Genomic DNA, 21,757 nt, shown 5'->3' with positions numbered 1-21,757 from the left:
TGTGCCACTCGTTATGTCGCGCCCTCCAGGTCTCACTGATCCGCGACGCCTCGCCGCGCTTCAACCTTTAACTTGCAACTTTTAACTACCCCGATTGCTGCCTATTGCCACCCCAACACCGGCGCCCATTCTTTCCAGTCGTCTTCGGCTTCGTTGTGCAGAGTGAAGCGGGTGCCGGGGGCGGCGAGGCCGCCGGCCTGGTCGGGGGTGGCGAAGCTGATGCCGCCGCGCAGCAGGTTTTCCACCGAGCTGGCCTGGATGTCGGCGCCGCTGAACAGACCGAAATCCACATCCAGGCCGGAGCTGTTCCAGAATTCCGAGTTGCCGCGCACCAGCTTGGCGTAGCGGGGCTCGATCACCACGCTGATTTCCACGTGCCGGGCGTCGCGGGCGAGCTGGCTGTCGCCGATGGTGCCCACCGGCAGGTCCCGGTAGAACACCTGCCGGCCGGGTTTCAGTGAGCCCAGGGCGTCCGCCACCAGGGTAATGCGCAGGCCCGATTCCGGCTGCTGCTCCGGCGGCGAATCCAGCCCTTTGAACTCGCTGGCGGGGTCGCCGTCGCCCGCTTCCACGGCGATGTATTTGCCCGACACCAGGGTGTCCAGGTTGCGGGCGCCGGCCACGCCGATTTCCGGCTCGACGATCCAGAAGCGGCTGTTTTCTCGGGCCAGTTTTTCCGCGTCCCGATTGAGGCTGGCGTGCACCTCCACCCGGCTGAGGTCGTCGGTGAGCCGGATTTCATCAATGCTGCCCACCGGCACGCCGCGGAATTTCACCGGCACGCCGGTCTTCAGGCCGCTGCCATTGTCGAAGGTGATCACAATGCCCTGGCTGGACGCCAGAAACTGCTGATAGAGCAGCCAGCCGGCCAGCACCACGCTGAGCAGCGGCACCAGCCAGATCGGCGAGGGCCAGCGGGTGTTACGGGTTTGCACGGATTGCATCGTCGTCCTTCCAGAGTTGTTTCGGTGAAAAGGCGTGGGCGGAAAGCATGGTCAGCACCACCGCCAGCCCAAAGGCGGTGATGCCCGGCTCCGGGTTGACTCGGGCGATCTCTCCAAAGCGCATCAGGCCGGCCAGCAACGCCACCACGAACACGTCCAGCATCGACCAGCGGCCGATCCAGTACACCCAGCGGTAGGCGCGGGCAGCGGTTGCCGGCGCCGGGTGTTCCGGCGTATGCCAGTAGATCACCGCCAGCACCAGCACCTTGAGGAACGGCACCAACAGGCTGGCGGTGAACACCACCAGGGCCAGGCCGGGCATGCCGGAATCGAACAACCCCTTGATGCCATCGGCGATGGTGCCCGAGCTCTGCCCGCCAATGCCATTGAGCGTCATGATCGGCAGCGTGTTGGCGGGCACCAGCCAGATCATGGCGGCGATCAGCAAGGCCCAGGCCAGTTGCCGTTCAGCGCGCCGGGTCATGACGACGCTCCATCACCCGATCCAACGCCGCCGGATTGGCGAGCGCCTCGGCGATCAACCGCAACACCACCATCGCCAGCAGGCAGATCAGCCCGGCCTGCAAATGCAGGGTGGCGTTCTCGCCGAGCTTGGTGGTGGCGATCAGCGCGCCGAGCAAAAAAATTTCCGGCATTGCCCATTCGCGGCCCTGCCGGTACCACCACACCCAGCGGCCCAGGCTAACGCCGCCGCGCAGCCGCGCCATGGTGACCAGCAACGCCAGCAATTGCGCCAGTGGCATCACCAACAGGGTCACCGCCACCAGCGCCGCCACCAGCGGGTAACCGTTGCTGAACAAGGCGGTCACACAGGAGAACACGCTGACCGCGTTGTACAGGCCGAACTGGTCCATGCTCAACAGCGGCAGAAACATGGCCGGCGCCCACAGCACCAGCGCCGCCAGCGCCAGCGCGGCGACCGCCTCAACGCGAATGCGGTGGGAGGAACCGAGCCGGGCCCGGCAACGGGGACAAAACCATTCCCCGCGACGCTGTTGCGCCGGGGCACTCAGGGCAAGCCCACAATCGTGGCAGACAATCGAATCGGACATGGTGGGGGTCGCGCCGGCAAAAAAACCACTTTAAAGGCACGTTCGTACCGTCACCATGCGCGTCGGCGTGAAGACCGGTAAAAAAGGGAAAAAGGTGGGCTGGACGCTGGACGCTGGACGCCCGGATCAAAATCAACCCATTCGTGGTCAAGGAGCGCTGGCGCCTTAAAATCGAATCCGCCGCTGGCTGGGCCTGCTCCTACACAAAACACTCTTCTACGCAGCCGCCGTAGGAGCAGGCCCTGCCAGCGACGGGGTTGCTGTTCCCGCCTTTTAGGGCGTCGCCGTGGAAGCAGACACCGGCCGGCGCTCGAGGTCAGTCCAGCGGGCCGGGGTTGGTTTTTCGTTTCGGCTTGGCGAATCCGCCCTGCAAATCACTGGCGGGCTTGCTGGCGGCGCCCTTGCGGGCCGGCCGGGCCGCTTTCTTCGCCACTTTTTTAGCTGGCTTACCGGTTTTGGCCAGCGCCCGCTTCTTGAGCTTTTTGTTTTTGCTGCCCACCGCCTTACCGGAACGCTTGACCAGCTTGGGCCCCTGGTAGCGCCCTCGCAGCGGCTCGACCACCCGGAATTCGAACTGCTGGCGCAGATAGCGCTGGATGCTCGCCATCAGATTCCATTCGTGGCTTTCCACCAGGGAAATCGCCAGGCCGGCGCCATCGCCGCGACCGGTGCGGCCGATGCGGTGCAGATAATCGTCGCCGCTGCGCGGCATATCGAAATTGATCACCAGTTCCAGGCCGTCCACGTCCAGGCCGCGGGCGGCCACGTCGGTGGCCACCAGCACGGTGACGGCACCGCTGTTGAGCCGTTCCACCGCCAGTTTGCGGTCCTTGGTGTCCTTGTCGCCGTGCAGCACGAATACCTTGTGGGCGGTGGCGCGCAATACGCCTCCGAGCCGATCGGCGGCGGCCTTGGTATTGGTGAACACAATCGCTTTTTTATGCGGCTCGTGAGCCAGCAACCACTGCACCAGACGTTCTTTATGGGAGCGGTCGTCGGCGGTGATGATCTGCTGGCCGACCTGCTCATTGAGCTCGCGCACGCTGTCCAGTAACAGCGCTTCAGGCTCACGCAGCACGCGCGCCACCATCGCCGCCATCGCCTCGCCGCCCGGGGTGGCCGAGAACAGCAGGGTTTGCCGGGCCGGATTGCAGGCTTCGGCGAGGCGCATCACGTCGTCGCTGAAGCCCATGTCGAGCATGCGGTCGGACTCATCCAGCACCAGCACCTTCACTTCGCCAAACGCCAGATTGCCGGCTTCCAGGTGCTCGATCATGCGGCCCGGCGTGGCCACCAGAATCTCCGGATTACGGCGAATCCGTGACGCCTGCACCTTGAAATCCTCACCGCCGGTGATCGCTTCGGCTTTTATGAAGGTGAACCGGGCCATCGCCTCCACCTGCTTAAGGGTCTGCCGGGCCAGCTCCCGGGTGGGCGCCAGAATCAGCGCCCGGGTGCCGATGCCGGCGTCCTTCTCTTGCAACAGGCGCTGCAGCATGGGCAGCACGAAGGCGGCGGTCTTGCCGGTGCCGGTGCGCGCCACCACGCGCAGATCGCGGCCCGCCAGGGCCGCCGGGATGGCTTGTTTCTGCACCTCGGTGGGCTCGCTCAGGTTGAGTTCTTCGAGCGCGCGGAGCAAACGTTCGTGCAGGTTCAGTTCAGCAAACACACAGGGCCTATCGGGTGGCGGTGGCAATTGCCGCTAGTGTAACCCGGGGAGCGCCCGGAAAGGGACGGGGGATTGGGGGGCAGGCGGTTTTCAGGGTTCAGCCGGTAACGCACTTCCTGGTGTCGCGTGCCGCGCACCATAAAAAAGGGCGCCCGAAGGCGCCCAGCAATGCTCCAAGGAAGGAAACAGAATCAGCTTTTCACGAATTCCGGGTAGGCTTCCATACCGCAGTCCACGATATCCATGCCTTCGTACTCTTCCTCTTCGGTGACACGGATGCCGACGATCGCTTTGAGCAAGCCCCAGACGATCAGGCTGCACACGAACACCCAAGCGAAGATGGTGACGGCACCGATGATCTGGCCGCTGAAGGTGGAGGCGTCGTTGGTGATCGGAACCACCAGCAGGCCGAGGATACCGCACACACCGTGCACCGAGATGGCGCCGACCGGATCGTCGATTTTCAGCTTGTCGATGGTGACGATGCTGAACACCACCAGCACACCACCGATGGCACCGAACAGGCTGGCCATCAGGGGAGTCGGGGTGGACGGCTCGGCGGTGATCACCACCAGACCGGCCAGGGCGCCGTTAAGAAGCATGGTCAGGTCGGCTTTGCCGAACAGGAACTTGGCGATCACCATGGCGGCGATGGAGCCGGTGGCGGCGGCGGCGTTGGTGTTCAGGAACACCATGGCCACGGAGTGCGCGTTGGCGGCGTCGGACAGCTTCAGCACGGACCCGCCGTTGAAGCCGAACCAGCCCAGCCACAGGATCAGGGTACCGAGCGCGGCGAGCGGCAGGTTGGAGCCGGGGATCGCGTGGATTTCACCGTTGGGGCCGTACTTGCCTTTACGAGCGCCAAGCAGCAGCACACCGGCCAGGGCGGCGGTGGCGCCGGCCAGGTGAACGATGCCGGAACCGGCGAAGTCGGAGAAGCCCAGGTCACCCAGGTTGAACATGCCGAAGACGTCGTTGCCGCCCCAGGTCCAGCTGCCTTCCATCGGGTAGATAAAGCCGGTCATGACCACCGCGAAGGCGAGGAAGGCCCACAGCTTCATGCGCTCCGCCACGGCGCCGGACACCACCGACATGGCGGTGGCGACGAACACCACCTGGAAGAAGAAGTCGGACGCGGCGGAGTAAACGGAGTCGCCGTCGAAGCCGTTTTCCGCGGAAGCGCTGAGCACTTCGGTGAGGCTGAAGGCCTCGATACCGTGCAGGAAGAAACCACCGTCGTACATGATCGCGTAACCGCAGACCAGGTACATAACGCTGGCGGTGGAGAACAAAGCGATGTTCTTGGTGAGAATTTCAGTGGTGTTCTTGGCGCGCACCAGGCCGGATTCGAGCATGGCGAAGCCCGCCGCCATCCACATTACCAGGGCGCCACACACCAGAAAATAAAAGGTGTCGATGGCGTATTGTAGTTCAAAAATTTGGTTTTCCACGTTGCAACCCTCCGAGAATAGGAAGCGTGATCAAGACCTTGGCATGGGTCGTCTTTTCACACGATTTGGAACTTAAATCGCGTCCTCGCCGGTCTCGCCGGTGCGGATACGGATGGCCTGCTCCAGGCTGGTGACGAAGATTTTGCCGTCGCCAATCTTGCCGGTGTTGGCCGCCTTGGTGATTGCCTCGATGACCTGATCCAGGCTCGCTTCGGCGATCGCCACTTCGATCTTCACTTTGGGCAGGAAATCCACCACGTATTCCGCCCCCCGGTAGAGTTCGGTGTGGCCTTTCTGGCGCCCAAAGCCTTTCACCTCGGTAACGGTGATGCCCTGCACGCCAATCTCGGATAGTGCCTCGCGCACATCGTCCAACTTGAACGGCTTGATAATGGCTGTAACCAATTTCATTTCTATCTCCTTCGAAACGCTGTTAACGCGTCCGGTTGACGTTCGTTTGGTTTCAGGCCCCGCTTTGGTACCCGATCCATCCACTCGTGCGAACGCTCTGGTCCCACTTGTGCACGACCCATGCCAGTTTTAAAAAGTCACGCTATCTCAGAGGGTTGAAAGCTTTTACAAGGTTGATCTGCGAGGCGACGTGGGTATTTCGCGGGGGCACTGCGGCATTATAGTGCACCGCTTTAGGGCTGGTACCAAAATGGTGCAAGGCGCGACAATGCCCGAAAGCCGGGTACTGGCGCAGCCCCAGGCGAATACGGTGTATGGTGGTGCCCGGCCCGCGCGGCAAAGTGGCATGAGTCATGCTGCCTTGCCCGATGAGACGTGGACCCGGACATTCCATCCATGGACAACGCTGCGCCCCGGCCCACCCGGGGCCGGCACGCAGCACCAAAACGGACGTCAACAGGCCGCGCACCGCGCCGCCGAGGAGAACCCATGAAACTGGTCACAGCGATTATCAAACCCTTCAAGTTGGACGACGTGCGCGAGGCACTGTCCGAGATTGGCGTGCAGGGCATCACCGTTACCGAGGTGAAAGGCTTTGGGCGCCAGAAAGGCCACACCGAACTCTACCGGGGGGCGGAATACGTGGTGGATTTCCTGCCCAAAGTGAAGATCGAAGTGGCGATCGCCGAAGCGAGCCTGGATCAGGTCATCGAGGCGATCACCAAGGCGGCCAACACCGGCAAGATTGGCGACGGCAAAATCTTCGTCACCAGCCTGGAGCAGGCCATCCGTATCCGCACCGGCGAGACCGGCGAGGACGCCGTGTAACACGGCGCCGCGAGGAGAAAACAAGAATGAATACGCAACGCGCTTTGATCCGAATCGGCGCTCTCGCCGCCGCCTTGTTCCCGACGCTGGCACTGGCCCAGGAAACGCCCGCGCTGAGCGCCGGTGATACCGCCTGGATGCTGACCTCCACGGCGCTGGTGCTGCTGATGATCATTCCCGGGCTGGCGTTGTTCTACGGCGGCCTGGTGCGTTCGAAGAACCTGCTCTCGGTGATGATGCAGTGCTTCGCCATCACTGGCCTGATCACCGTGCTGTGGTTCGTGTACGGCTACAGCCTGGCGTTCGACACCAGCGGCATGAGCGCCGGCACGCTCAATCTGCATTCCTTTATTGGTGGCCTGGACAATCTGTTCCTCAACAAGCTCACCAAGGAAGCGCTGATCGGCGCCTTCCCGGAAAGCGTGTTCGTGACCTTCCAGATGACCTTCGCGATCATCACCCCGGCGCTGATCGTGGGCGCCTTCGCCGAACGCATGAAGTTCTCGGCCATGCTGATCTTCATGGGCGTGTGGTTCACCCTGGTGTACGCGCCCATCGCGCACATGGTGTGGAGCGGTGACGGCGCGCTCATGTGGGACTGGGGCGTGCTCGATTTCGCCGGCGGCACGGTGGTGCACATCAATGCCGGCATCGCCGGTCTGGTGGCCTGCATCATGCTCGGCAAGCGCAAGGGCTACCCGTCCTCGCACATGGCCCCACACAACCTGGGCTACACCCTGATCGGCGCGGCCATGCTGTGGGTCGGCTGGTTCGGCTTCAACGCCGGCTCCGCGGCCGCCGCCGACGACACCGCCGGCATGGCCATGCTGGTGACCCAGATCGCCACCGCTGGCGCGGCGCTGGCCTGGATGTTCGCCGAGTGGGTGGCGCACGGTAAACCCAGCGCTCTGGGCATCGCCTCCGGCGTGGTGGCGGGGCTGGTGGCGAGCACCCCCGCCGCCGGCACCGCCGGCCCGGCCGGGGCGCTGATCATCGGCATCGCCGCCGGCCTGATCTGCTTCTTCTGCGCCACTACCCTGAAGCGCAAACTGGGCTACGACGACTCCCTGGACGTGTTCGGCGTGCACGGCGTCGGCGGCATCGTCGGCGCGATTCTCACCGGCGCCTTCGCCGCCCCGGCACTGGGTGGCTTTGGCGACGTGCGCAACATCGGCGCCCAGCTCTGGATACAGGTGCAGGGCGTGGCGTTCACGGTGATCTACACCACCATCGTCACCTTCGTGATCCTTAAGGTGATCGACCTGGTGATCGGCCTGCGCGTCAGCGAAGAAGACGAAACCATCGGCCTGGACCTGTCCCAACACGACGAACGCGGTTACAACCTGTAAAGGCGCGGCACGCTACACGCAACACGCTTGCACGCACGACCCCGCCCCCTGGGCGGGGCCGTGGTTTGCGGGACACCGTGCCCGCCCCACCCACTGAAAACTGAACACTGAAAACTGAAAACCGCCCCCCAGGGCAGCGTCTAGCGCCCCGCCACCGCCATCCGCTACCATGCCAACCTGATCAGCCCTCGGAGCCGTCCCATGCAAGACCAGCCCTTTCTTGATCGTCTGATGAACGACATCAGCCGCCATCTGCCCGCCGATCTGGGGCGGCTGCGCCAGGAGGTGGAGCACAGCGTGCGCGCGGTGCTCAACGAGACGATGACGCGCCTGGATCTGATCAGCCGGGAAGAGTTCGAGATCCAACAGCAGGTGCTGGAGCGCACCCGCGCGAAACTGGAGGCGTTGGAAAAGCAGGTCGCCGAGCTTGAGGGCGATGCGGCCCCGGCCGCTGCGGGCCGGGGCGCGCCGGATCAGGGTTGAACCGCGGGCGTGACAATATTGAAACTGGGTTCGAACTGATCGAGCAGCGAGAACAGGGTCGCGGCCTTGCCGTTGTCGCCCTGCATCGTCATCAGCCCCTGCTCAATCGCCTCGGGGATGGTCAGTTCACCCACACCGACCCGGTCCAGGGTCGCCTTGTCCATGCTCAGATCCGCGTCGGCCTGGGGGTGGCGGCGGTCCGCCAGGTGAGTGAGCACGCCGTTGCGCACCGTCAGGGCGAAGTCCCGGTCCAGGTCGGGGAAGCGCCAGTTGAGCGTCATCGGATGCCGCGCCGCCTTCTCGGTGTTCAGGCGCACCGCCAGGAATGAGAAAAACAGGTCCGGGGTCAGCGCCCGCACCAGATCCGGCGCGCCGCCACCGCGTACCCGCTTAACGCCGTTGCGCAGCTCCTGGGCGCCGGTCAGGTAAGCGTTACGCCAGGTGGTGTTCTCGCTCTGATACCCGAGCTGCTCCAGCGCGTCCGCCTGCAGCAAACGTGCCTCTTTGTTGTCCGGATCGGCGAACACCACCTCGTTGACGATCTGCGCCACCCAGCGGAATTCACCGTTCTCGAACGACGCCCGGGCTTTCTCCAGCACCGCCTCGGCGCCGCCCATCCATTCAATGGTGCGCTTGGCGGCCGGCACCGGGGGCAGCGGATTAAGATGCGCCGGGTTGGCGTCGTAAAAGCCCATATAGCGCTGATACACGGCGCGCACGTTGTGGCTGACCGAGCCGTAATAGTCGCGGGCGTACCAGCGGCTGGCCAGGGGCTCGGGCAGGCTTTTCAGGCGCTCGGCGATGTCCAGCGGCGTCAGCCCGTGGTTGAGCAGACGCAGGGTTTCGTCATTGAGAAAGGCGTACATGTCGCGCTGGTCGGCGAGAAATTCGCGAATGTTGTCCGCGCCCCAGGTGGGCCAATGGTGCTGGGCGAACAACACGTCGCTGCGGTCACCGTAGCGCACCAGGGTTTCGCCCAAATAGTAGGCCCACACCCGCGGGTCGCGCACCAGCGCGCCACGGATGGTCAGAATGTTGTGCATGCACTGGCAGGCGTTCTCGGCCACGCACAACGCCCGCCACTGCGGGAAATAGAGATTCATTTCCGAGGGCGCCTCGGTGCCCGGGGTGAGCTGGAACTCGATTTCCACGCCGTCGATCACGTGATTTTCGATCGGCTCGACGATGCTGTGCGTCGGCGCGATCAATGTCACCGTGCCCCGTGACGTGCCCTTACCCAGGCCCGCGTCCACCTGCCCGCGCTCGCTGCGCGGCAACAGGCCACCATACATATATTGGGCGCGGCGCAGCATCGCCGGGCCGGCGTAGACGTTCTCGCTGACGGTCTCTTCCATAAAGCCGTCGGGGGCGTAAATGCGCACCTTGCCGGCGCGCACGTCCTCTTCACTGACCACCCCTTTGACGCCGCCGAAATGGTCCACATGGCTGTGCGTGTAGATCACCGCCAGCACCGGCTTGCGCGGCCGGTGCTGGTAGTAGGTGTCCAGCGCGGCGGCCGCCACCTCGGCACTGACCAGCGGGTCCATGATGATCAGGCCGGTGTCGCCTTCGACCACGTTCATATTGGAAAGATCGAAACCACGAATCTGATAGACCCGCTCGCACACCTTGAACAGGCCACTGTGGTTGTTCAGCTGCGCCAGCCGCCACAGGCTCGGGTTGACCGTGTCTGGAACCTGGTCGGTTTGCTGAAACTGATAGGCGCGGAAATCCCATACCACGCGGCCATCCTGCTGGCGGCGGATCTGGTCGCCGTCGAAGCCGGCGATGTAGCCGCGCCGGGCGTCGTCGAAATCAGCGCGATCCTCAAACGGCAACCGCTGATGCCACGCGTGGTTGCAAGTGACGGTGGCCGGCTGCGCCGGTTTCGGGGCGATTTTCTCGGGCTTGTCGGAGCCGCTCATGGCTACCTCCACGGCAAGGGGACGGACGGGCGAGGCCCGTTGTACGCCGCCACCGCCCATGTTACAAATGCATAACACTCATCCTTTCAATGCAGAAAACGCATTTATGAACCTGCGCCGCCTGGAACAGTTGGTGGCCCTGGCGGAGGAAGGCTCTTTCGTCAAGGCGGCCGCCCGCTCCCATCTCAGCCAGCCCGCCCTGACCCGGGCAATCCAGGGCCTGGAGCGTGAGCTGGGGGTGCAGTTGTTCGACCGCGCCCACCAGGGCGTGGTGCTGACCCCCGCCGGCCGGCGGCTGGTGGACCGGGCCCGGCGGGTGCTGTTCGAGGCCCGTGGCCTGAAACGCGACGCCGACCTGATCCGCAACGATCAACTGGGCGAGGTGCGTTTCGGCGCCGGTTCCTACCCCGCCGCCATTCTGCTGCCCGATGTGCTCGCCACCTTGATGGAGGAGCACCCCGACCTGAACCTGAATGTGGAGGTCAATGATTGGGCCACGCTGCTGCGCAAAGTCACCGAGGAAGTGCTGGAGTTCGCGGTGGTGGAACGGCGCACGGTGCCGGCCCAGGCGCTTCTGGAAACGCGGTTACTGTCGGTGGAAGCCGCCGGCTGGTACGTGCGCACCGGCCACCCCCTGGCGGCACGGGCGCGCCTGGCCACCCGCGACCTGCTGCCCTATCCGCTGGTGTCGGTGCCGTTGCCCGACGCCGCCCGCGCCGGCTTGCAACGTAAGCTGGGGCTGACACCGGGAGAGAAGCTGACGCTCGGCATCGAGTGCAACGACCTTCATGTGCTGCGGGAAGTGGTCACCCGCAGCGACGCCGTTCTCAGCGCCACCGCCACGCTCTGCCGGCGGGAAGTGGCCGAAGGCCGGCTGGTGCGTTTGAACATCGACGACAGCCACCAGAGCGTCGAGTTCGCCCTGGTGCAACCGGCCGGGCACACGCCCACGCCGGCGGCGGCCAAGACCATCGCGCTGATCGAACAGCTCGCCGCGCGGCGGTAACCGCCCGAGGCTGGCGATTCACGCACAGGGATCGCCGGGGATTTCCTACGCCAACCGGCGCCGGCGGCGCACGCTCCTGGCGCGCCGCCGGCGTTAGCATGGCGGCATGTCCATCGCCCTTTTGCACAGCCGCGCCACGCGCGGCATCCAGGCGGTGCCGGTGCGCGTTGAAGTGCACCTGGCCCCCGGCCTGCCCGGTTTCACCATCGTCGGTCTGGCGGACACCGCCGTGCGCGAAAGCAAGGACCGGGTGCGCTCGGCACTGGTGAACAGCGGTTTCGAGCTGCCCCAGCGCCGCATCACCGTGAACCTGGCGCCGGCGGACCTGCCCAAGGACGGCGGCCGTTTCGATCTGCCGATCGCCCTGGGCATCCTGGCCGCCAGCGGCCAGCTCGGCAAAGTCCGGCTCGACGGCCGCGAATACATCGGCGAATTGGCGCTCTCCGGCGGCCTGCACCCGGTGCCGGCGGTGTTGCCGGCGGCGCTGGCCGCCGCCGAGCAGGGCCACGCCCTGGTGGTGCCACGGGAAAACGGCGATGAAGCGGCTCTGGCCGGCGCCGACACTCTGGCGGTGGACAGCCTGACGGCGCTGTGCGCGCACCTTAAGGGGCATCAACCGCTGCCACCCCACCCGGCCCCGCCGGCCAGCCACGAGGACGCAGACGGCCCCTGCCTGTCGGAGATTCATGGCCAGGCCAGCGCCAAGCGGCTTCTGGAAATCTGCGCCAGCGGCATGCATTCCCTGCTGCTCAGCGGGCCGCCGGGCTCCGGCAAAAGCATGCTGGCGGCGCGCCTGCCCGGGCTGCTGCCGCCGCTGGGCCGAGCCCAGGCCCTGGAAGTGGCGGCGATTCATTCCTTACGCACGCCCCGGCCAACGCGAAACTTCCTGCATCGCCCGTTCCGCTCACCCCACCATACCGCCTCGGCCAGCGCCCTGGTCGGCGGCGGTTCTTATCCCAAGCCCGGGGAAATTTCACTGGCGCACCATGGGGTGCTGTTTCTCGATGAACTGCCGGAGTTCGATCGCAAGGTCCTGGAGGTGTTGCGCGAGCCCCTGGAAACCGGCCAGGTGCACATCGCCCGCGCCGCCCAGCAGGTCAGTTTCCCAGCCCGCTTTCAATTGGTGGCGGCCATGAACCCCTGCCCGTGCGGTTACCTGGGCGACCCGGAGCGTAGCTGCGGGTTTCGCTGCGAGAAGGCGCGCCGCTATCAGAGCAAGCTGTCCGGCCCGCTGCTGGACCGCATCGACCTGCACCTGGAGGTGCCAGCGGTGACGCCCCAGGCACTGCTCGGCGAGCCCGATGGCGAAACCAGCGCGGCGGTGCGCGAGCGGGTGAGCGCCGTCTGGCGGCGCCAGTGGCAGCGCCAGGGCCACCTCAACCGGGATCTGGACAGCCGCCGCCTGGCCGGCGATCTGGCGCCGCACCGCGCCTGGCTGGCGGCGGTGATGACGCGCCTGGATTTGTCCGCCCGGGCCTTGCACCGTAGCCTGCGAGTGGCACGCACCATCGCCGACATGGCCGGCGAGGAGCATATTGGCCGCCCGCATCTGCGCGAAGCGCTCAGCTACCGGCAGAATCTGCAACGCGGATGAATCGGCTTATTGCCGCCAGGGCCGGGTCCACAGTTCGGCGATCAACACACCCGCGAGAATCAGGCTGCCGCCCAGGAATAAGGCACCGGTGAGACGCTCACCCAACAGCCACGCGGCGATCAGGGCGGTCAGCACCGGCAGCAGATTGAAGAACAAGCTGGTGCGCCCCGGGCCGAGCCGGGCGATGCTCGCCATCCACAACAGGGGCGCCACCATCGAGGCGAGCAAACCGGCGTACAACACCAGCGGCAACGCCGCCAGGCTGGCCCCCTGTTTCGGCGAGATCAGCAATAACGGCAGCAAAAACACAATCGCCACCAGCACCTGCAGGTACAACAACAGCAGCGGCGGCACCGGTGGCCGCCAGCGCTTCAGCAACACCCCGTAAACGGCGTAAGCGAAGGTGGCCACGATCATCATGCCATCGCCACCATTGACCCCCTGATGCAACAACGCGGCCGGGTCACCGCCGGACACCACCAACAGCACCCCGGCCAGGCTGACCAGTGCGCCAACACTGGCGCCACGGGTCAGCGGCGTGCCCAGCACGGCGATCGAAAGCCCCAACGCCATCATCGGCATCAACGACAGAATGATGCCCATATTGGTGGCGGTGGTGAGGGTCGCGGCGTAATACGCCAGACTCTGGTACACCGCCATGCCCAGCAACCCGAGCACCACGATGCGGCCCAGGTGCGGCCTGACCTCGCCCCAGTGGCGACGCAATGAACCGACCATAAACGGCGTCAGCAACAGGCCCGCCAGCAGCCAGCGATAAAAGCCGATCTCCGCCGGGTGCAACACGCCCACCGCCAACCGATTGACCACATTGTTGCCCGCGAAGATCAGCACCGCGCCCAGCGGGAAAAGATAATTCATAGCGGCGCCCCATCAACGAAGTGGGGCCATTATCCTCATGTCCGCCTGGCGATCCATAGAAGGTCGGACGTCTGATGTCGGACGACTGACGCTTAACCCCCAAACGGAGCGGTTTGAGCTCACGCAAAGACTCGTTGCAGAGCCGCAATGTCAGAAGAACCGGGTTTTGACTTAGCGTCCGACGTCCGACGTCCGACATCAAACAGGCGACTGATGCAGCACGGCGATGTCCAGGTCGGGTACCGTCAGGCGCGGGTAGCGTTCGCGCACCGCTGGATCGTGGCCGGGGATGATGTGGTCGGGAGAGTCGGCAAGGCGTTCGATCAGGTCGTAGCCTTCCAGCATGTCGCCGACGTGAAAGATGGCGGGAAACGGGTTACGGCGCTCCAGATTCTGATAGTAATGCAGCGCGTCGGAGGCCAGCACCAGCCAACCTCGCCGGGTGTGCACGCGCACCACTTGCAGGCCATCGGTGTGGCCACCCACCCGGTGCAGGGATAAGCCCGGCGCGAGCCGTGTCTCGCCATCATGGAAGCGAACACGCCCGGCGTACACTTCACGCACCATCGCCACCACGTCTTCCACTTCAAAAAAATGATTCAGCGACGAGTGACACATGTGCCGGCCGGTGGCGAACGCCACTTCACGGTCCTGGATGTGCAGCGGGGCCTGGGGAAAACTGGCCAGGCCGCCGGCGTGGTCGTAGTGCAGGTGGGTAATGATGACGTCGTCCACCTCGCCGGGCGGGTGACCCAGCGCCTGCAGCGCCTGTTCCGGGGTCACCTCCAGCGAGCGTTTGCGGCGCTGGGAAGAGTGCGCGCTGAAGGCGGTGTCCACCACCACCAGATGGCCGGCGTGGCGCAACACCCAGATGTAGAAATCCAGCGGCATGATGCCGTCGTGCACATCGCGGGTGAGAAAATTGTCCGGCGCGCGCCGCTCGGCGCTGGCCATGCGCACGGCGAACACTTCGTACTCCGGCAGACTCATGGGCTTACCCTTTTACACGGCCGTCGATCAGTTGGATCATCGCCGGGTAGTAGTTTTTCGCCAAGCCGGCGTCGCGGGTGCGGCACAGCAAATCGCGGGTGCGCGTGGCGGCCTGCGCCCGCACGCCGCCACTCTCGGCCAGCGCCAACGCCAGACTGATGTCCTTGATGGCGTAGTCAGTGGGGAACGCCTTTTCCGGGAAGTGATCGGGCACCAGATTGTTCAGGCCCGGATGCCGCAACGCAAAACTGTCGCCGGACCCCAGACTGATGGCGTTGAACAACAGTTCGCCGTCGACGCCGGCGGCACGGCCGATGGTCAGCGCTTCGGCCAGCGCGTTGACGTTCATGAACACCAGCATGTTGTTGAGAATTTTCACCACCTGACCGCAGCCGGTGCCGCCGCAGTGCACGATGTCCGAGCCCATGTGCGCCAGCAACGGCTGCACCCGGGCGAACTGCTCGTCGCTGCCACCCACGGTGATCAGCAGGGTGCCGTTGCGGGCTGCCTCGCGCAGGCGCGCCACCGGCGCGTCCACCAGCTCAATGCCGCCTTGCGCCAGTTTCTCCGCCAGAGCGCGGGTGCGCGCCACATCGCTGGTGCTCATGTCGATCACGGTGGCGGGCCGCCGTGGCGCCGCCAGCAAGGCGTCGGCCACCTCTTCCACCTGGGCGATGCCCGGCAACGACAGGAACACCATGTCCGCCGCCTCGGCCACCGCGGCGACGCTGCCACAGGCCTGTGCGCCCAGCTCGGTGAGCGTGTTGACCTGCTCGCTATCCAGGTCGAACACATGCACGCGGTGGCCACTTTTGCGGGTCAGATTGGAGGCCATGGGGGCGCCCATGACGCCCAGGCCGATAAAGCCCAGCGGTATGTTGTCGGTCATCACGGTACTCCTGTCAGATCGAAGGGTGGCGCGGTGGCGTCGATCAACGGCGCCACATCGTGCACCCGTTCCACCCGCGACCATTGCTGGCGCAAGGCGCGGGCCCGGTCGGCGCCGACAATCGGCGCGCTCAGGTCAATAAACTTTTTCTCCAGGGCGGCTTCGTCCATCGGCACGGTGGCACTGCCGAGCGCCTCGCTGGCGTCGTGTTCGTAAACACGGCCACGGGCGTGCAGACGCACCCGCGCCGGCCGCTGGTCCAGGTAGCGCCGGTCCATGTCGTCACTGGCGCGCACCGACACCCGCGCGCACAGCGCGGCGGTGGCCGCGTCGGCGCGCGCGGCCGCATTGAAGTGCGCCAGCGTCACGGCGCGATGGCGCAGCGCGGTGGCAAGCACGAACGGAAACGACAACTGGCTGCTGGCGAAGTCCTCCCACCCCACTGCGGCGTGATCGGCGGCGATGCGATAGGTCTCCACCTCGATGGCGGACACTTCCTCGGCGTGCAGATCGTGCTCACCGGCCAGCGCCAGCACCGCGTCGATGGCCGGCTGCAAATGCCGGCAGCAGGGGTAGGGTTTGATGTAGCAATCGGTGATACCCGGCGCGCGGGCACGCTCCGCCGGCCAGTCGATGGGCTCGGGGAGACCGCCGGCGAACGCCTGGAAAAAGCCGTCGCGGCCTTCCAGCACCCGCGGCGGGCCGGCCAGCCCCTGTTCCGCCAGCAGCACCGCGAGCACCCCTTCGCGGGCGGCGTGGCCCGGGTGCAAGCGTTTCACATCGGCGCCGCCGGCGACAAAGGCGAACAACCCGGCCGCGCCACTGGCGGCCAGGCCCAGGGCCCGTTCCAGCGCTTGCTGATCGAGCCCGCGCAGGCGGGCGGCGGCCACGGCGGCGCCGAACACGCCGGAGGTGGCGGTGGGATGGAAGCCGCGCCGGCGCATTCGTGGGTGCGCCAGGCGCGCCACCAGGGTCACCGCCTCATAGCCGGCCACCACCGCTTCGAGCAACGCCTCGCCACTGGCATGACTCTGATGCGCCAGCGCCAGCACCGCCGGAATCACCACCGTGCCCGGGTGGGTGGAACCAGGCCGATAGCCGTCGTCCAGTTCCAGACCGTGGCCGGCCACCGCCGCCAGCCACACCGCATCGAGCAGATCCTGGCGACGCTCGCGGCCGGGCACCGGCACCGCACCCGCCGCGCGCACCCCGGCCAGCGCCGCCTCGGCGCCTACGGTGACGCGCTGGTCGCTGCCGGCAATGATCGCGGCCAGAGTATCCAGCAGATGCCGCACGGTGGCCGCGCGGGTGCTGTCACTCAGGCCCGCCCAGCCGAGCCCACCGACGCGCTCCAACAACAGCGCGGTGACCGGCGGCGCGCTCATTGCGCCGCCTGGCTGACGAACTTGATCTGCTGGAACGCCTGCAAGCCCTCGATGCCGCCTTCCAGACCGACACCGCTGTCGAGCACGCCGCCAAACGGCGTTTCCGGAAACGACACTTTCCAATGATTGATGATCACGTTGCCGCAGCGAATTTCGCGGCTGAGCCGATCCACCACGCGCAGATCATTGCTGAACGCGTAGGAGGCCAGGCCCAGGGGCAGGCGGTTGGCCTGGCCGATGGCCTCATCGAGGTCGGCGAAGGGGGTGATCATCGCCAGCGGGCCGAACGGTTCTTCATTGGCGACCCGGCATTGAGGGCCGACCCCGGTGAGCACGGTGGGCGGGAAAAAGAAGCCCGCCCCGGCGCGCCGTTGGCCGCCGGTAGCCACCGTGGCGCCGTGCTCGCGGGCATCGGCCACCAGTGCTTCCAGCGCGTCCAGCCGGCGGGCGTTCTGCACCGGCCCCATGCCGGTGCCAGCGGCCAGCGGATCGCCTGGGGTGATCGCGGCGGCGTGCTTGACGAAGGCTTCCACGAATTGGTCATGGATCGATTGGTGGACGTAAAAGCGGGTGGGTGAGGTGCACACCTGGCCGCTGTTACGGAACTTGGTGGCCACCGCGCCCTTCACCACCGCGTCCAGGTCCACGTCGGGGAACACTAGCGCCGGCGCGTGCCCGCCCAATTCAAAGACCATCCGTTTCATGGTGGCGGTGGCGCGCGCCGCCAGTTGTTTGCCCACCGGCGTCGAGCCGGTAAAGGTGATCATGCGAATCACCGGCGAACTCAGCAATTGCTCGCAAATCGCCACCGGATCACCGAACACCATATTGACCACGCCGGCGGGCAGGCCGGCCTGCTCCAGGGCACGGGCCAGGAACAGCGCGGTGGCCGGGGTACCCTCGGACGGTTTGATGATGATCGAGCAACCGGCGGCCAGGGCGCCGGCGATCTTGCGCGATGGCGTGATCGCCGGCGCGTTCCAACCGGCCACCGCCATCACCGGGCCGACTGGCTCCGGCAGCGCCATCATCCGCAAGCCCGGCGACCGCTCGGGAATCACCCGACCGTAGGCGCGCCGGCCCTCTTCCGCCGCCCACTCGAACATTTCCGCGGCGGTCTCGGTTTCGGCGCGGGCTTCGGCGAGGGGCTTGCCCAACTCCAGGCTGATCAGCCGGGCCAGGGTGTCACGGCCCTCGCGAATCAGCGCGGCGGTGCGGCGCAGCACCTCACTGCGCGCCACCGGGCTGGTGCGGCGCCAGCTTTCGAAAGCACGTTCGGCGGCGTGCAGGGCCCGCTCGATATCGGCCGGGCCGGCGTGCGGCAGCCGCCCCAGCTCGGCGCCACTGGCCGGGTTGATCACGGCCTGGTCGGCCCGGCCGGCGCCGTCGATCCAGTCGCCGTCGATCCACAATCGCGGCGCCGGGTAGCGGTGTTCGTTCATGGCGTTCTCCCTGGGTGGCTTAAGGCCGCGCTTCGGCGTGGCGGATTTTCTCCAACACCGGCCACAGGTATTGCAGGAAACCGTCCGGGTCTTCGCTCATCGGAAAATGGCCGACCCCGGGCATGATGGTGATCTCGGTGCCCTTGATCAGGCGGCCCAGCGCGCGGGTGTCGTCGGCGGTGCAGGAATAATCGTAATCACCGCTGAGCAGATAGACCGGGCACAGTTCAGTGTTGATCTCCGCCACCCGGTCACGGATGTCGCCGTCCACGGTGTAAAAGTGCAGGTCGCCTTTGAAGATGCCCGGGCCGCCTTGCATGTAATGCCACAGGGTTTCCCAGCGCCCATCGTCCGGCGCCGCCGGGCCGACCAGGCCGGAGACAATGCCGGCGCAGGTTTCACCGCCCTGCACATCCGGCCGGTGCAGCCACTGCAGATCGTAATAGGGCTCCACGTGGGCGCCGGATTGCAGGCCAATGATGGCGCGAAAATGCGAGGCGTGTTCCAGCGCCAGATGCAGCACGATACGGCCACCGATCGAGCACCCCATCACCACCGGCTGGTCCAGGCCCAACGCCTCGCACACGGTCATGATGATGTCGGTGTAGGCCTGCGAGGTCAGCTTGTACTCGCGATTCTGCCAGCCCGGCGGCGGCGAGGTCTTACCGTGCCAGGGCAGATCGAAGGCAATCACCCGGTATTCCTTGAGCAACTCCGCGTCGTTGAGCAACGCCCGGTACTGACGGCTGTCGCTGCCGGCGGTGTGCAGGCACAACAGCGGAATGCCCTGGCCGGCTTCCTCGATGTACAGGCGATGCGGCTCACCGAGCAGATCAAGACGCAGATACCGTCCGATCACCGGTTCAAAAATGGCTTCCGTCATCAGATCGTCTCCCGCAATTTCACCAGTACATCCTTGAAATACAGAAGATTGGCCATCAGCGGGTGCTGGTCACCCTCCAGCTTCAAGGTCTTGAATTTCACCATCGCGAGAATGTCGTGGTAACCCGGTTTCGGGTAAGGCTGGCAGTATTCCGCCCAGGCTTCTTCCTGCACGCGAATGGCAAAGCTCCAGCGCGCCATTACGAACGGTCCCGGACGCACCGACTCGACCCGTCCGTCCAGAATGCGGATCAGGTAACCCTGGTCGCCCACTTCCAACAGGAAGGTGGTGTCGACAAAGCGGCCGCGATGAACGAGCCAGCCGTCGCCGTTCACCCGTTCCGGTAAACGTTGTGGATCTTGCATGTCTTTTCCCGGTCAGCGGTTGTTATCGAATTCGATTCTGTTCGCCTGCCGGCAGCGCGCAACTTCACATTGCGCACCCCGGCATGAGCTCTTGTCATAGTTCGTCAACGCTGTTGCTGAATCAGCGCATCCACGGCCAACACGCCCTCGCCTTCGGCGAACACCATCAGCGGATTGATTTCCGCCTCCAGTACGTTGGCGTCGTCGAGCACGGCCAGGCGTGACACCGCCACCACCGCCTCGGCGACCGCTTCCAGATCCCCTTTGGCCTGGCCACGGAAGCCGGCCAGCGCTTGCAGAGCGCGCACTTCGCCGACCATGTCCCGGGCCGCCTCCAGGGTCACCGGCGCCAACCGCAGTGCGCGATCCCGATAAATTTCAGTGAGCACGCCACCGGCGGCCAACATCACCAGTGGTCCGACTTGCGGATCACGGCGGAAGCCAACCAGCACTTCCCCCAGCCCGCGGCGCATCGGTTGCACCAGGATGCGCGACACCCGGGTGTCGGGCAGACGCCCCTGAACCGCGTCGCGGATCGCCGCCATGGCGGCGGCCAACGCCTCCGCGTCGGCGATGTTCAACCGCACGCCGCCCACATCACTTTTGTGGCCGATGTCCTTGTCGAGCACCTTGGCCACCACCGGATAATCAAACGCCAGCGCCGGCACCGGTTGGTCCGGGTCGAGCACCGCGAAAGGCGCGTGGGGCACGCCGGCCTGCTGGAACAGCGCATAGGCCTGCGCTTCATCCAGAGCCATCGCCTCGCCGGCGGGCAATGCCGGCGGCATCACGGTGGCCGGCCAGCGGCGCTGAAACGCGGCGGCGATCACATCGCCGCAGGTCTCCGGGGTGCGGAAGTTCGGCACCCCGGCGTCGGTGAGCCGGCGCAGTGCCTCCGGCGCCTCCGGCACAATAAAACACGCCAGTGGCTTGCCGCCGTCAATGCTGTCGATCACCGGCTTGACCGCCAGTTCCGGGCGGCTGCGCGCCGACGAGCCCACCGCCGCCAGCACCAGATCGAACTCCGGCGCGCTTTGCATGATGTCCAGGGTGGCTTTCATCACTTCATAGCGGGTACCGGCCATGGTCAGATCAATGATGCGCCCGGCGGCAACGTGCACGCCGGCGTCCGCCAGCCGCTGCAGGGTGTGCTCGCTGGGGCCGACCACGTTGACGCCGCGAATGCCGAGCTGGTCCACCGCCATGGCGGCACCGCCACCGGTGGTGGTGACCACGCCCACCGCGGGCCGTCGCTGCGCCGGCATCAACGGCACACGGGCCAATAACGGCAACGCCTCCAACAAGCCCTCGAAGGTGTCAGTACGGGCAATGCCGCAATCCTTGAGGAAGGTGTCCGCCACCGCGTCTTCACCGGCCAATGCGCCGGTGTGCGACACCGCCAGCTCGGCGGCCACTTCCGAGCGGCCCAGCTTATAGGCCACCACCGGTTTGCCGCGCGCGGCGGCGGCGATGGCGAAACGGCGCAGGGTGTCGGCGTGGCGGGTGGATTCCAAAAACAGCAGATAACCGGTGATGGCCGGATCATCCAGGGTGGCCTCGCAGATTTCACCAATCGACAGATCCACTTCGCTGCCCACCGACACCAGGCCGTTGAAGCCGATGCCACGTTCACGACCGCGCGAGGTCAGCGCACCGATCAGACTGCCGCTGTGCGAGGCGCAGAACACACCGCCCTTGGGCAGATCCGGTTCGGCGAAGGCGGCGTTGGCGGTCAGCACCAGATTGTTGTGCAGACTGATCACACCGAGGCTGGAGGGGCCGAGAATACGAATGCCATAGCGACCGGCGATCTCCGCCAGGCGCTGCTCGCGCTCCACCCCCTGAGGGCCGGATTCGGAAAAACCGGTGGCGAGAATGGTGGCCACCGCCACGCCGAGCCGGCCGCACTCTTCCACCGCCGCCATCGCCAGTTCGGTGTTGGTAAGAATAAAGGCGTGATCGGGCACCGCCGGCAAAGCGGAGAGCGACGGATAGGCTTTTTCGCCCTGCACCGTCTCACGGCCCGGATTGACGTTATAGATAGCGCCGGCGAAGCCGGCCTGGCGCAGGTACTGCAAGGGCCGACCGGCGGTCTTGCCGGGATCATCCGATACGCCGACCAGGGCGATGCTGTCCGGTTTAAACAGCGCCTGGGCCAGGCTCGCCCGGTGGGCGGAAGATTCACTCATCG

At 65.8% G+C, this 21,757-nt stretch carries 20 protein-coding genes; 5 read left to right on the top strand and 15 right to left on the bottom strand.

Translation table 11 applies throughout. The features are described from left to right. Positions 1–101 precede the first annotated feature (101 nt). The 6 genes from CGS25_RS03970 to glnK (CGS25_RS03945) all read right to left on the bottom strand — a co-directional run bounded on the left by CGS25_RS03970 (position 102) and on the right by glnK (CGS25_RS03945) (position 5,548). Positions 102–944, bottom strand: coding sequence for a PqiB family protein (locus CGS25_RS03970; RefSeq protein ID WP_089033659.1), 843 nt, complete (start codon positions 942–944; stop codon positions 102–104). Further along, positions 922–1,428 (bottom strand): paraquat-inducible protein A, encoded by a 507-nt coding sequence (locus tag CGS25_RS03965; RefSeq protein ID WP_089033660.1) that lies wholly within the window; start codon positions 1,426–1,428, stop codon positions 922–924. Before CGS25_RS03965 ends, CGS25_RS03970 begins: the two co-directional genes overlap by 23 nt. Further along, entirely contained in the window at positions 1,412–2,017 is a 606-nt protein-coding gene (locus tag CGS25_RS03960; protein ID WP_089033661.1) for a paraquat-inducible protein A, read from the bottom strand. The genes CGS25_RS03965 and CGS25_RS03960 overlap by 17 nt, the downstream gene beginning before the upstream one ends. A gap of 316 nt (positions 2,018–2,333) precedes the next feature. Continuing rightward, positions 2,334–3,686 (bottom strand): DEAD/DEAH box helicase, encoded by a 1,353-nt coding sequence (locus CGS25_RS03955; protein WP_101674656.1) that lies wholly within the window; start codon positions 3,684–3,686, stop codon positions 2,334–2,336. A gap of 191 nt (positions 3,687–3,877) precedes the next feature. Further along, positions 3,878–5,137 carry an ammonium transporter gene (locus CGS25_RS03950; protein ID WP_089033663.1) on the bottom strand — a complete coding sequence of 420 codons (1,260 nt, stop codon included), beginning with the start codon at positions 5,135–5,137 and terminating at the stop codon, positions 3,878–3,880. 72 nt (positions 5,138–5,209) lie between these two features. Next, complete coding sequence (gene glnK / locus CGS25_RS03945) at positions 5,210–5,548, bottom strand: P-II family nitrogen regulator (RefSeq protein ID WP_089033664.1); 339 nt, start codon at positions 5,546–5,548, stop codon at positions 5,210–5,212. Between the two features lie 489 nt (positions 5,549–6,037). Between glnK (CGS25_RS03945) and glnK (CGS25_RS03940) the strand changes: the two genes are divergently transcribed. The 3 genes from glnK (CGS25_RS03940) (at position 6,038) to CGS25_RS03930 (ending at position 8,208) form a co-directional block, all read left to right on the top strand. Further along, entirely contained in the window at positions 6,038–6,376 is a 339-nt protein-coding gene (gene glnK / locus CGS25_RS03940; protein ID WP_089033665.1) for a P-II family nitrogen regulator, read from the top strand. 26 nt (positions 6,377–6,402) lie between these two features. Next, entirely contained in the window at positions 6,403–7,725 is a 1,323-nt protein-coding gene (locus tag CGS25_RS03935; protein WP_101674655.1) for an ammonium transporter, read from the top strand. A 201-nt stretch (positions 7,726–7,926) separates the two neighbouring features. Then, on the top strand, positions 7,927–8,208 hold the full coding sequence (locus tag CGS25_RS03930; RefSeq protein ID WP_089033667.1) for an accessory factor UbiK family protein: 282 nt from the start codon (positions 7,927–7,929) through the stop codon (positions 8,206–8,208). Here the strand turns inward: CGS25_RS03930 and CGS25_RS03925 are convergent. Next, positions 8,199–10,133: an alkyl/aryl-sulfatase gene (locus tag CGS25_RS03925; protein WP_101674654.1), complete on the bottom strand. Its 1,935-nt coding sequence runs from the start codon at positions 10,131–10,133 to the stop codon at positions 8,199–8,201. The two genes, CGS25_RS03930 and CGS25_RS03925, sit on opposite strands and share 10 nt — an antisense overlap. Before the next feature lie 106 nt (positions 10,134–10,239). On the opposite strand from CGS25_RS03925, the gene CGS25_RS03920 reads away from it, so the two are divergent. After that, the gene (locus CGS25_RS03920) at positions 10,240–11,139 is read left to right on the top strand and encodes a LysR family transcriptional regulator (protein WP_158672533.1); all 900 of its coding nucleotides are present in this window, start codon (positions 10,240–10,242) and stop codon (positions 11,137–11,139) included. Between the two features lie 106 nt (positions 11,140–11,245). Next, positions 11,246–12,733 carry a YifB family Mg chelatase-like AAA ATPase gene (locus tag CGS25_RS03915; RefSeq protein ID WP_089033670.1) on the top strand — a complete coding sequence of 496 codons (1,488 nt, stop codon included), beginning with the start codon at positions 11,246–11,248 and terminating at the stop codon, positions 12,731–12,733. Between the two features lie 6 nt (positions 12,734–12,739). On the opposite strand, the gene CGS25_RS03910 is transcribed toward CGS25_RS03915, so the two are convergent. The 8 genes from CGS25_RS03910 to CGS25_RS03875 all read right to left on the bottom strand — a co-directional run bounded on the left by CGS25_RS03910 (position 12,740) and on the right by CGS25_RS03875 (position 21,755). After that, entirely contained in the window at positions 12,740–13,612 is an 873-nt protein-coding gene (locus CGS25_RS03910) for a DMT family transporter (protein WP_101674652.1), read from the bottom strand. 198 nt (positions 13,613–13,810) lie between these two features. Further along, on the bottom strand, positions 13,811–14,602 hold the full coding sequence (locus tag CGS25_RS03905) for an N-acyl homoserine lactonase family protein (protein ID WP_101674651.1): 792 nt from the start codon (positions 14,600–14,602) through the stop codon (positions 13,811–13,813). A gap of 4 nt (positions 14,603–14,606) precedes the next feature. Continuing rightward, positions 14,607–15,491: an NAD(P)-dependent oxidoreductase gene (locus CGS25_RS03900; RefSeq protein WP_101674650.1), complete on the bottom strand. Its 885-nt coding sequence runs from the start codon at positions 15,489–15,491 to the stop codon at positions 14,607–14,609. Beyond that, entirely contained in the window at positions 15,491–16,876 is a 1,386-nt protein-coding gene (locus CGS25_RS03895) for an MmgE/PrpD family protein (protein ID WP_101674649.1), read from the bottom strand. Before CGS25_RS03895 ends, CGS25_RS03900 begins: the two co-directional genes overlap by 1 nt. Continuing rightward, the gene (locus CGS25_RS03890) at positions 16,873–18,318 is read right to left on the bottom strand and encodes an NAD-dependent succinate-semialdehyde dehydrogenase (RefSeq protein WP_101674648.1); all 1,446 of its coding nucleotides are present in this window, start codon (positions 18,316–18,318) and stop codon (positions 16,873–16,875) included. The genes CGS25_RS03895 and CGS25_RS03890 overlap by 4 nt, the downstream gene beginning before the upstream one ends. Positions 18,319–18,337: 19 nt before the next feature. After that, positions 18,338–19,201 (bottom strand): alpha/beta fold hydrolase, encoded by an 864-nt coding sequence (locus CGS25_RS03885; protein WP_089033676.1) that lies wholly within the window; start codon positions 19,199–19,201, stop codon positions 18,338–18,340. Beyond that, positions 19,201–19,566 (bottom strand): hypothetical protein, encoded by a 366-nt coding sequence (locus CGS25_RS03880; RefSeq protein WP_101674647.1) that lies wholly within the window; start codon positions 19,564–19,566, stop codon positions 19,201–19,203. The genes CGS25_RS03885 and CGS25_RS03880 overlap by 1 nt, the downstream gene beginning before the upstream one ends. A 104-nt stretch (positions 19,567–19,670) precedes the next feature. Beyond that, the gene (locus tag CGS25_RS03875) at positions 19,671–21,755 is read right to left on the bottom strand and encodes an acetate--CoA ligase family protein (RefSeq protein ID WP_101674646.1); all 2,085 of its coding nucleotides are present in this window, start codon (positions 21,753–21,755) and stop codon (positions 19,671–19,673) included. Positions 21,756–21,757: the final 2 nt, after the last annotated feature.

The sequence above is a fragment of the Alloalcanivorax mobilis genome, assembly GCF_002864685.1.
Lineage (GTDB): Bacteria > Pseudomonadota > Gammaproteobacteria > Pseudomonadales > Alcanivoracaceae > Alloalcanivorax > Alloalcanivorax mobilis.
The sequence above is the reverse complement of the archived record's forward strand: the minus strand, read 5'-3'. Positions and strand labels throughout refer to the sequence as shown.

Excerpts from the sequence above, each read along its gene's own strand:
- CGS25_RS03905 (WP_101674651.1), bottom strand. The coding sequence starts at position 14,602 with ATGAGTCTGCCGGAGTACGAAGTGTTCGCCGTGCGCATGGCCAGCGCC.
- CGS25_RS03875 (WP_101674646.1), bottom strand. The coding sequence starts at position 21,755 with ATGAGTGAATCTTCCGCCCACCGGGCGAGCCTGGCCCAGGCGCTGTTT.
- CGS25_RS03900 (WP_101674650.1), bottom strand. The coding sequence starts at position 15,491 with ATGACCGACAACATACCGCTGGGCTTTATCGGCCTGGGCGTCATGGGC.
- CGS25_RS03935 (WP_101674655.1), top strand. The coding sequence starts at position 6,403 with ATGAATACGCAACGCGCTTTGATCCGAATCGGCGCTCTCGCCGCCGCC.
- CGS25_RS03970 (WP_089033659.1), bottom strand. The coding sequence starts at position 944 with ATGCAATCCGTGCAAACCCGTAACACCCGCTGGCCCTCGCCGATCTGG.
- CGS25_RS03895 (WP_101674649.1), bottom strand. The coding sequence starts at position 16,876 with ATGAGCGCGCCGCCGGTCACCGCGCTGTTGTTGGAGCGCGTCGGTGGG.
- CGS25_RS03925 (WP_101674654.1), bottom strand. The coding sequence starts at position 10,133 with ATGAGCGGCTCCGACAAGCCCGAGAAAATCGCCCCGAAACCGGCGCAG.
- CGS25_RS03930 (WP_089033667.1), top strand. The coding sequence starts at position 7,927 with ATGCAAGACCAGCCCTTTCTTGATCGTCTGATGAACGACATCAGCCGC.
- CGS25_RS03920 (WP_158672533.1), top strand. The coding sequence starts at position 10,240 with ATGAACCTGCGCCGCCTGGAACAGTTGGTGGCCCTGGCGGAGGAAGGC.
- CGS25_RS03910 (WP_101674652.1), bottom strand. The coding sequence starts at position 13,612 with ATGAATTATCTTTTCCCGCTGGGCGCGGTGCTGATCTTCGCGGGCAAC.
- CGS25_RS03915 (WP_089033670.1), top strand. The coding sequence starts at position 11,246 with ATGTCCATCGCCCTTTTGCACAGCCGCGCCACGCGCGGCATCCAGGCG.
- glnK (WP_089033664.1), bottom strand. The coding sequence starts at position 5,548 with ATGAAATTGGTTACAGCCATTATCAAGCCGTTCAAGTTGGACGATGTG.
- CGS25_RS03880 (WP_101674647.1), bottom strand. The coding sequence starts at position 19,566 with ATGCAAGATCCACAACGTTTACCGGAACGGGTGAACGGCGACGGCTGG.
- CGS25_RS03890 (WP_101674648.1), bottom strand. The coding sequence starts at position 18,318 with ATGAACGAACACCGCTACCCGGCGCCGCGATTGTGGATCGACGGCGAC.
- CGS25_RS03885 (WP_089033676.1), bottom strand. The coding sequence starts at position 19,201 with ATGACGGAAGCCATTTTTGAACCGGTGATCGGACGGTATCTGCGTCTT.
- CGS25_RS03960 (WP_089033661.1), bottom strand. The coding sequence starts at position 2,017 with ATGTCCGATTCGATTGTCTGCCACGATTGTGGGCTTGCCCTGAGTGCC.
- CGS25_RS03965 (WP_089033660.1), bottom strand. The coding sequence starts at position 1,428 with ATGACCCGGCGCGCTGAACGGCAACTGGCCTGGGCCTTGCTGATCGCC.
- glnK (WP_089033665.1), top strand. The coding sequence starts at position 6,038 with ATGAAACTGGTCACAGCGATTATCAAACCCTTCAAGTTGGACGACGTG.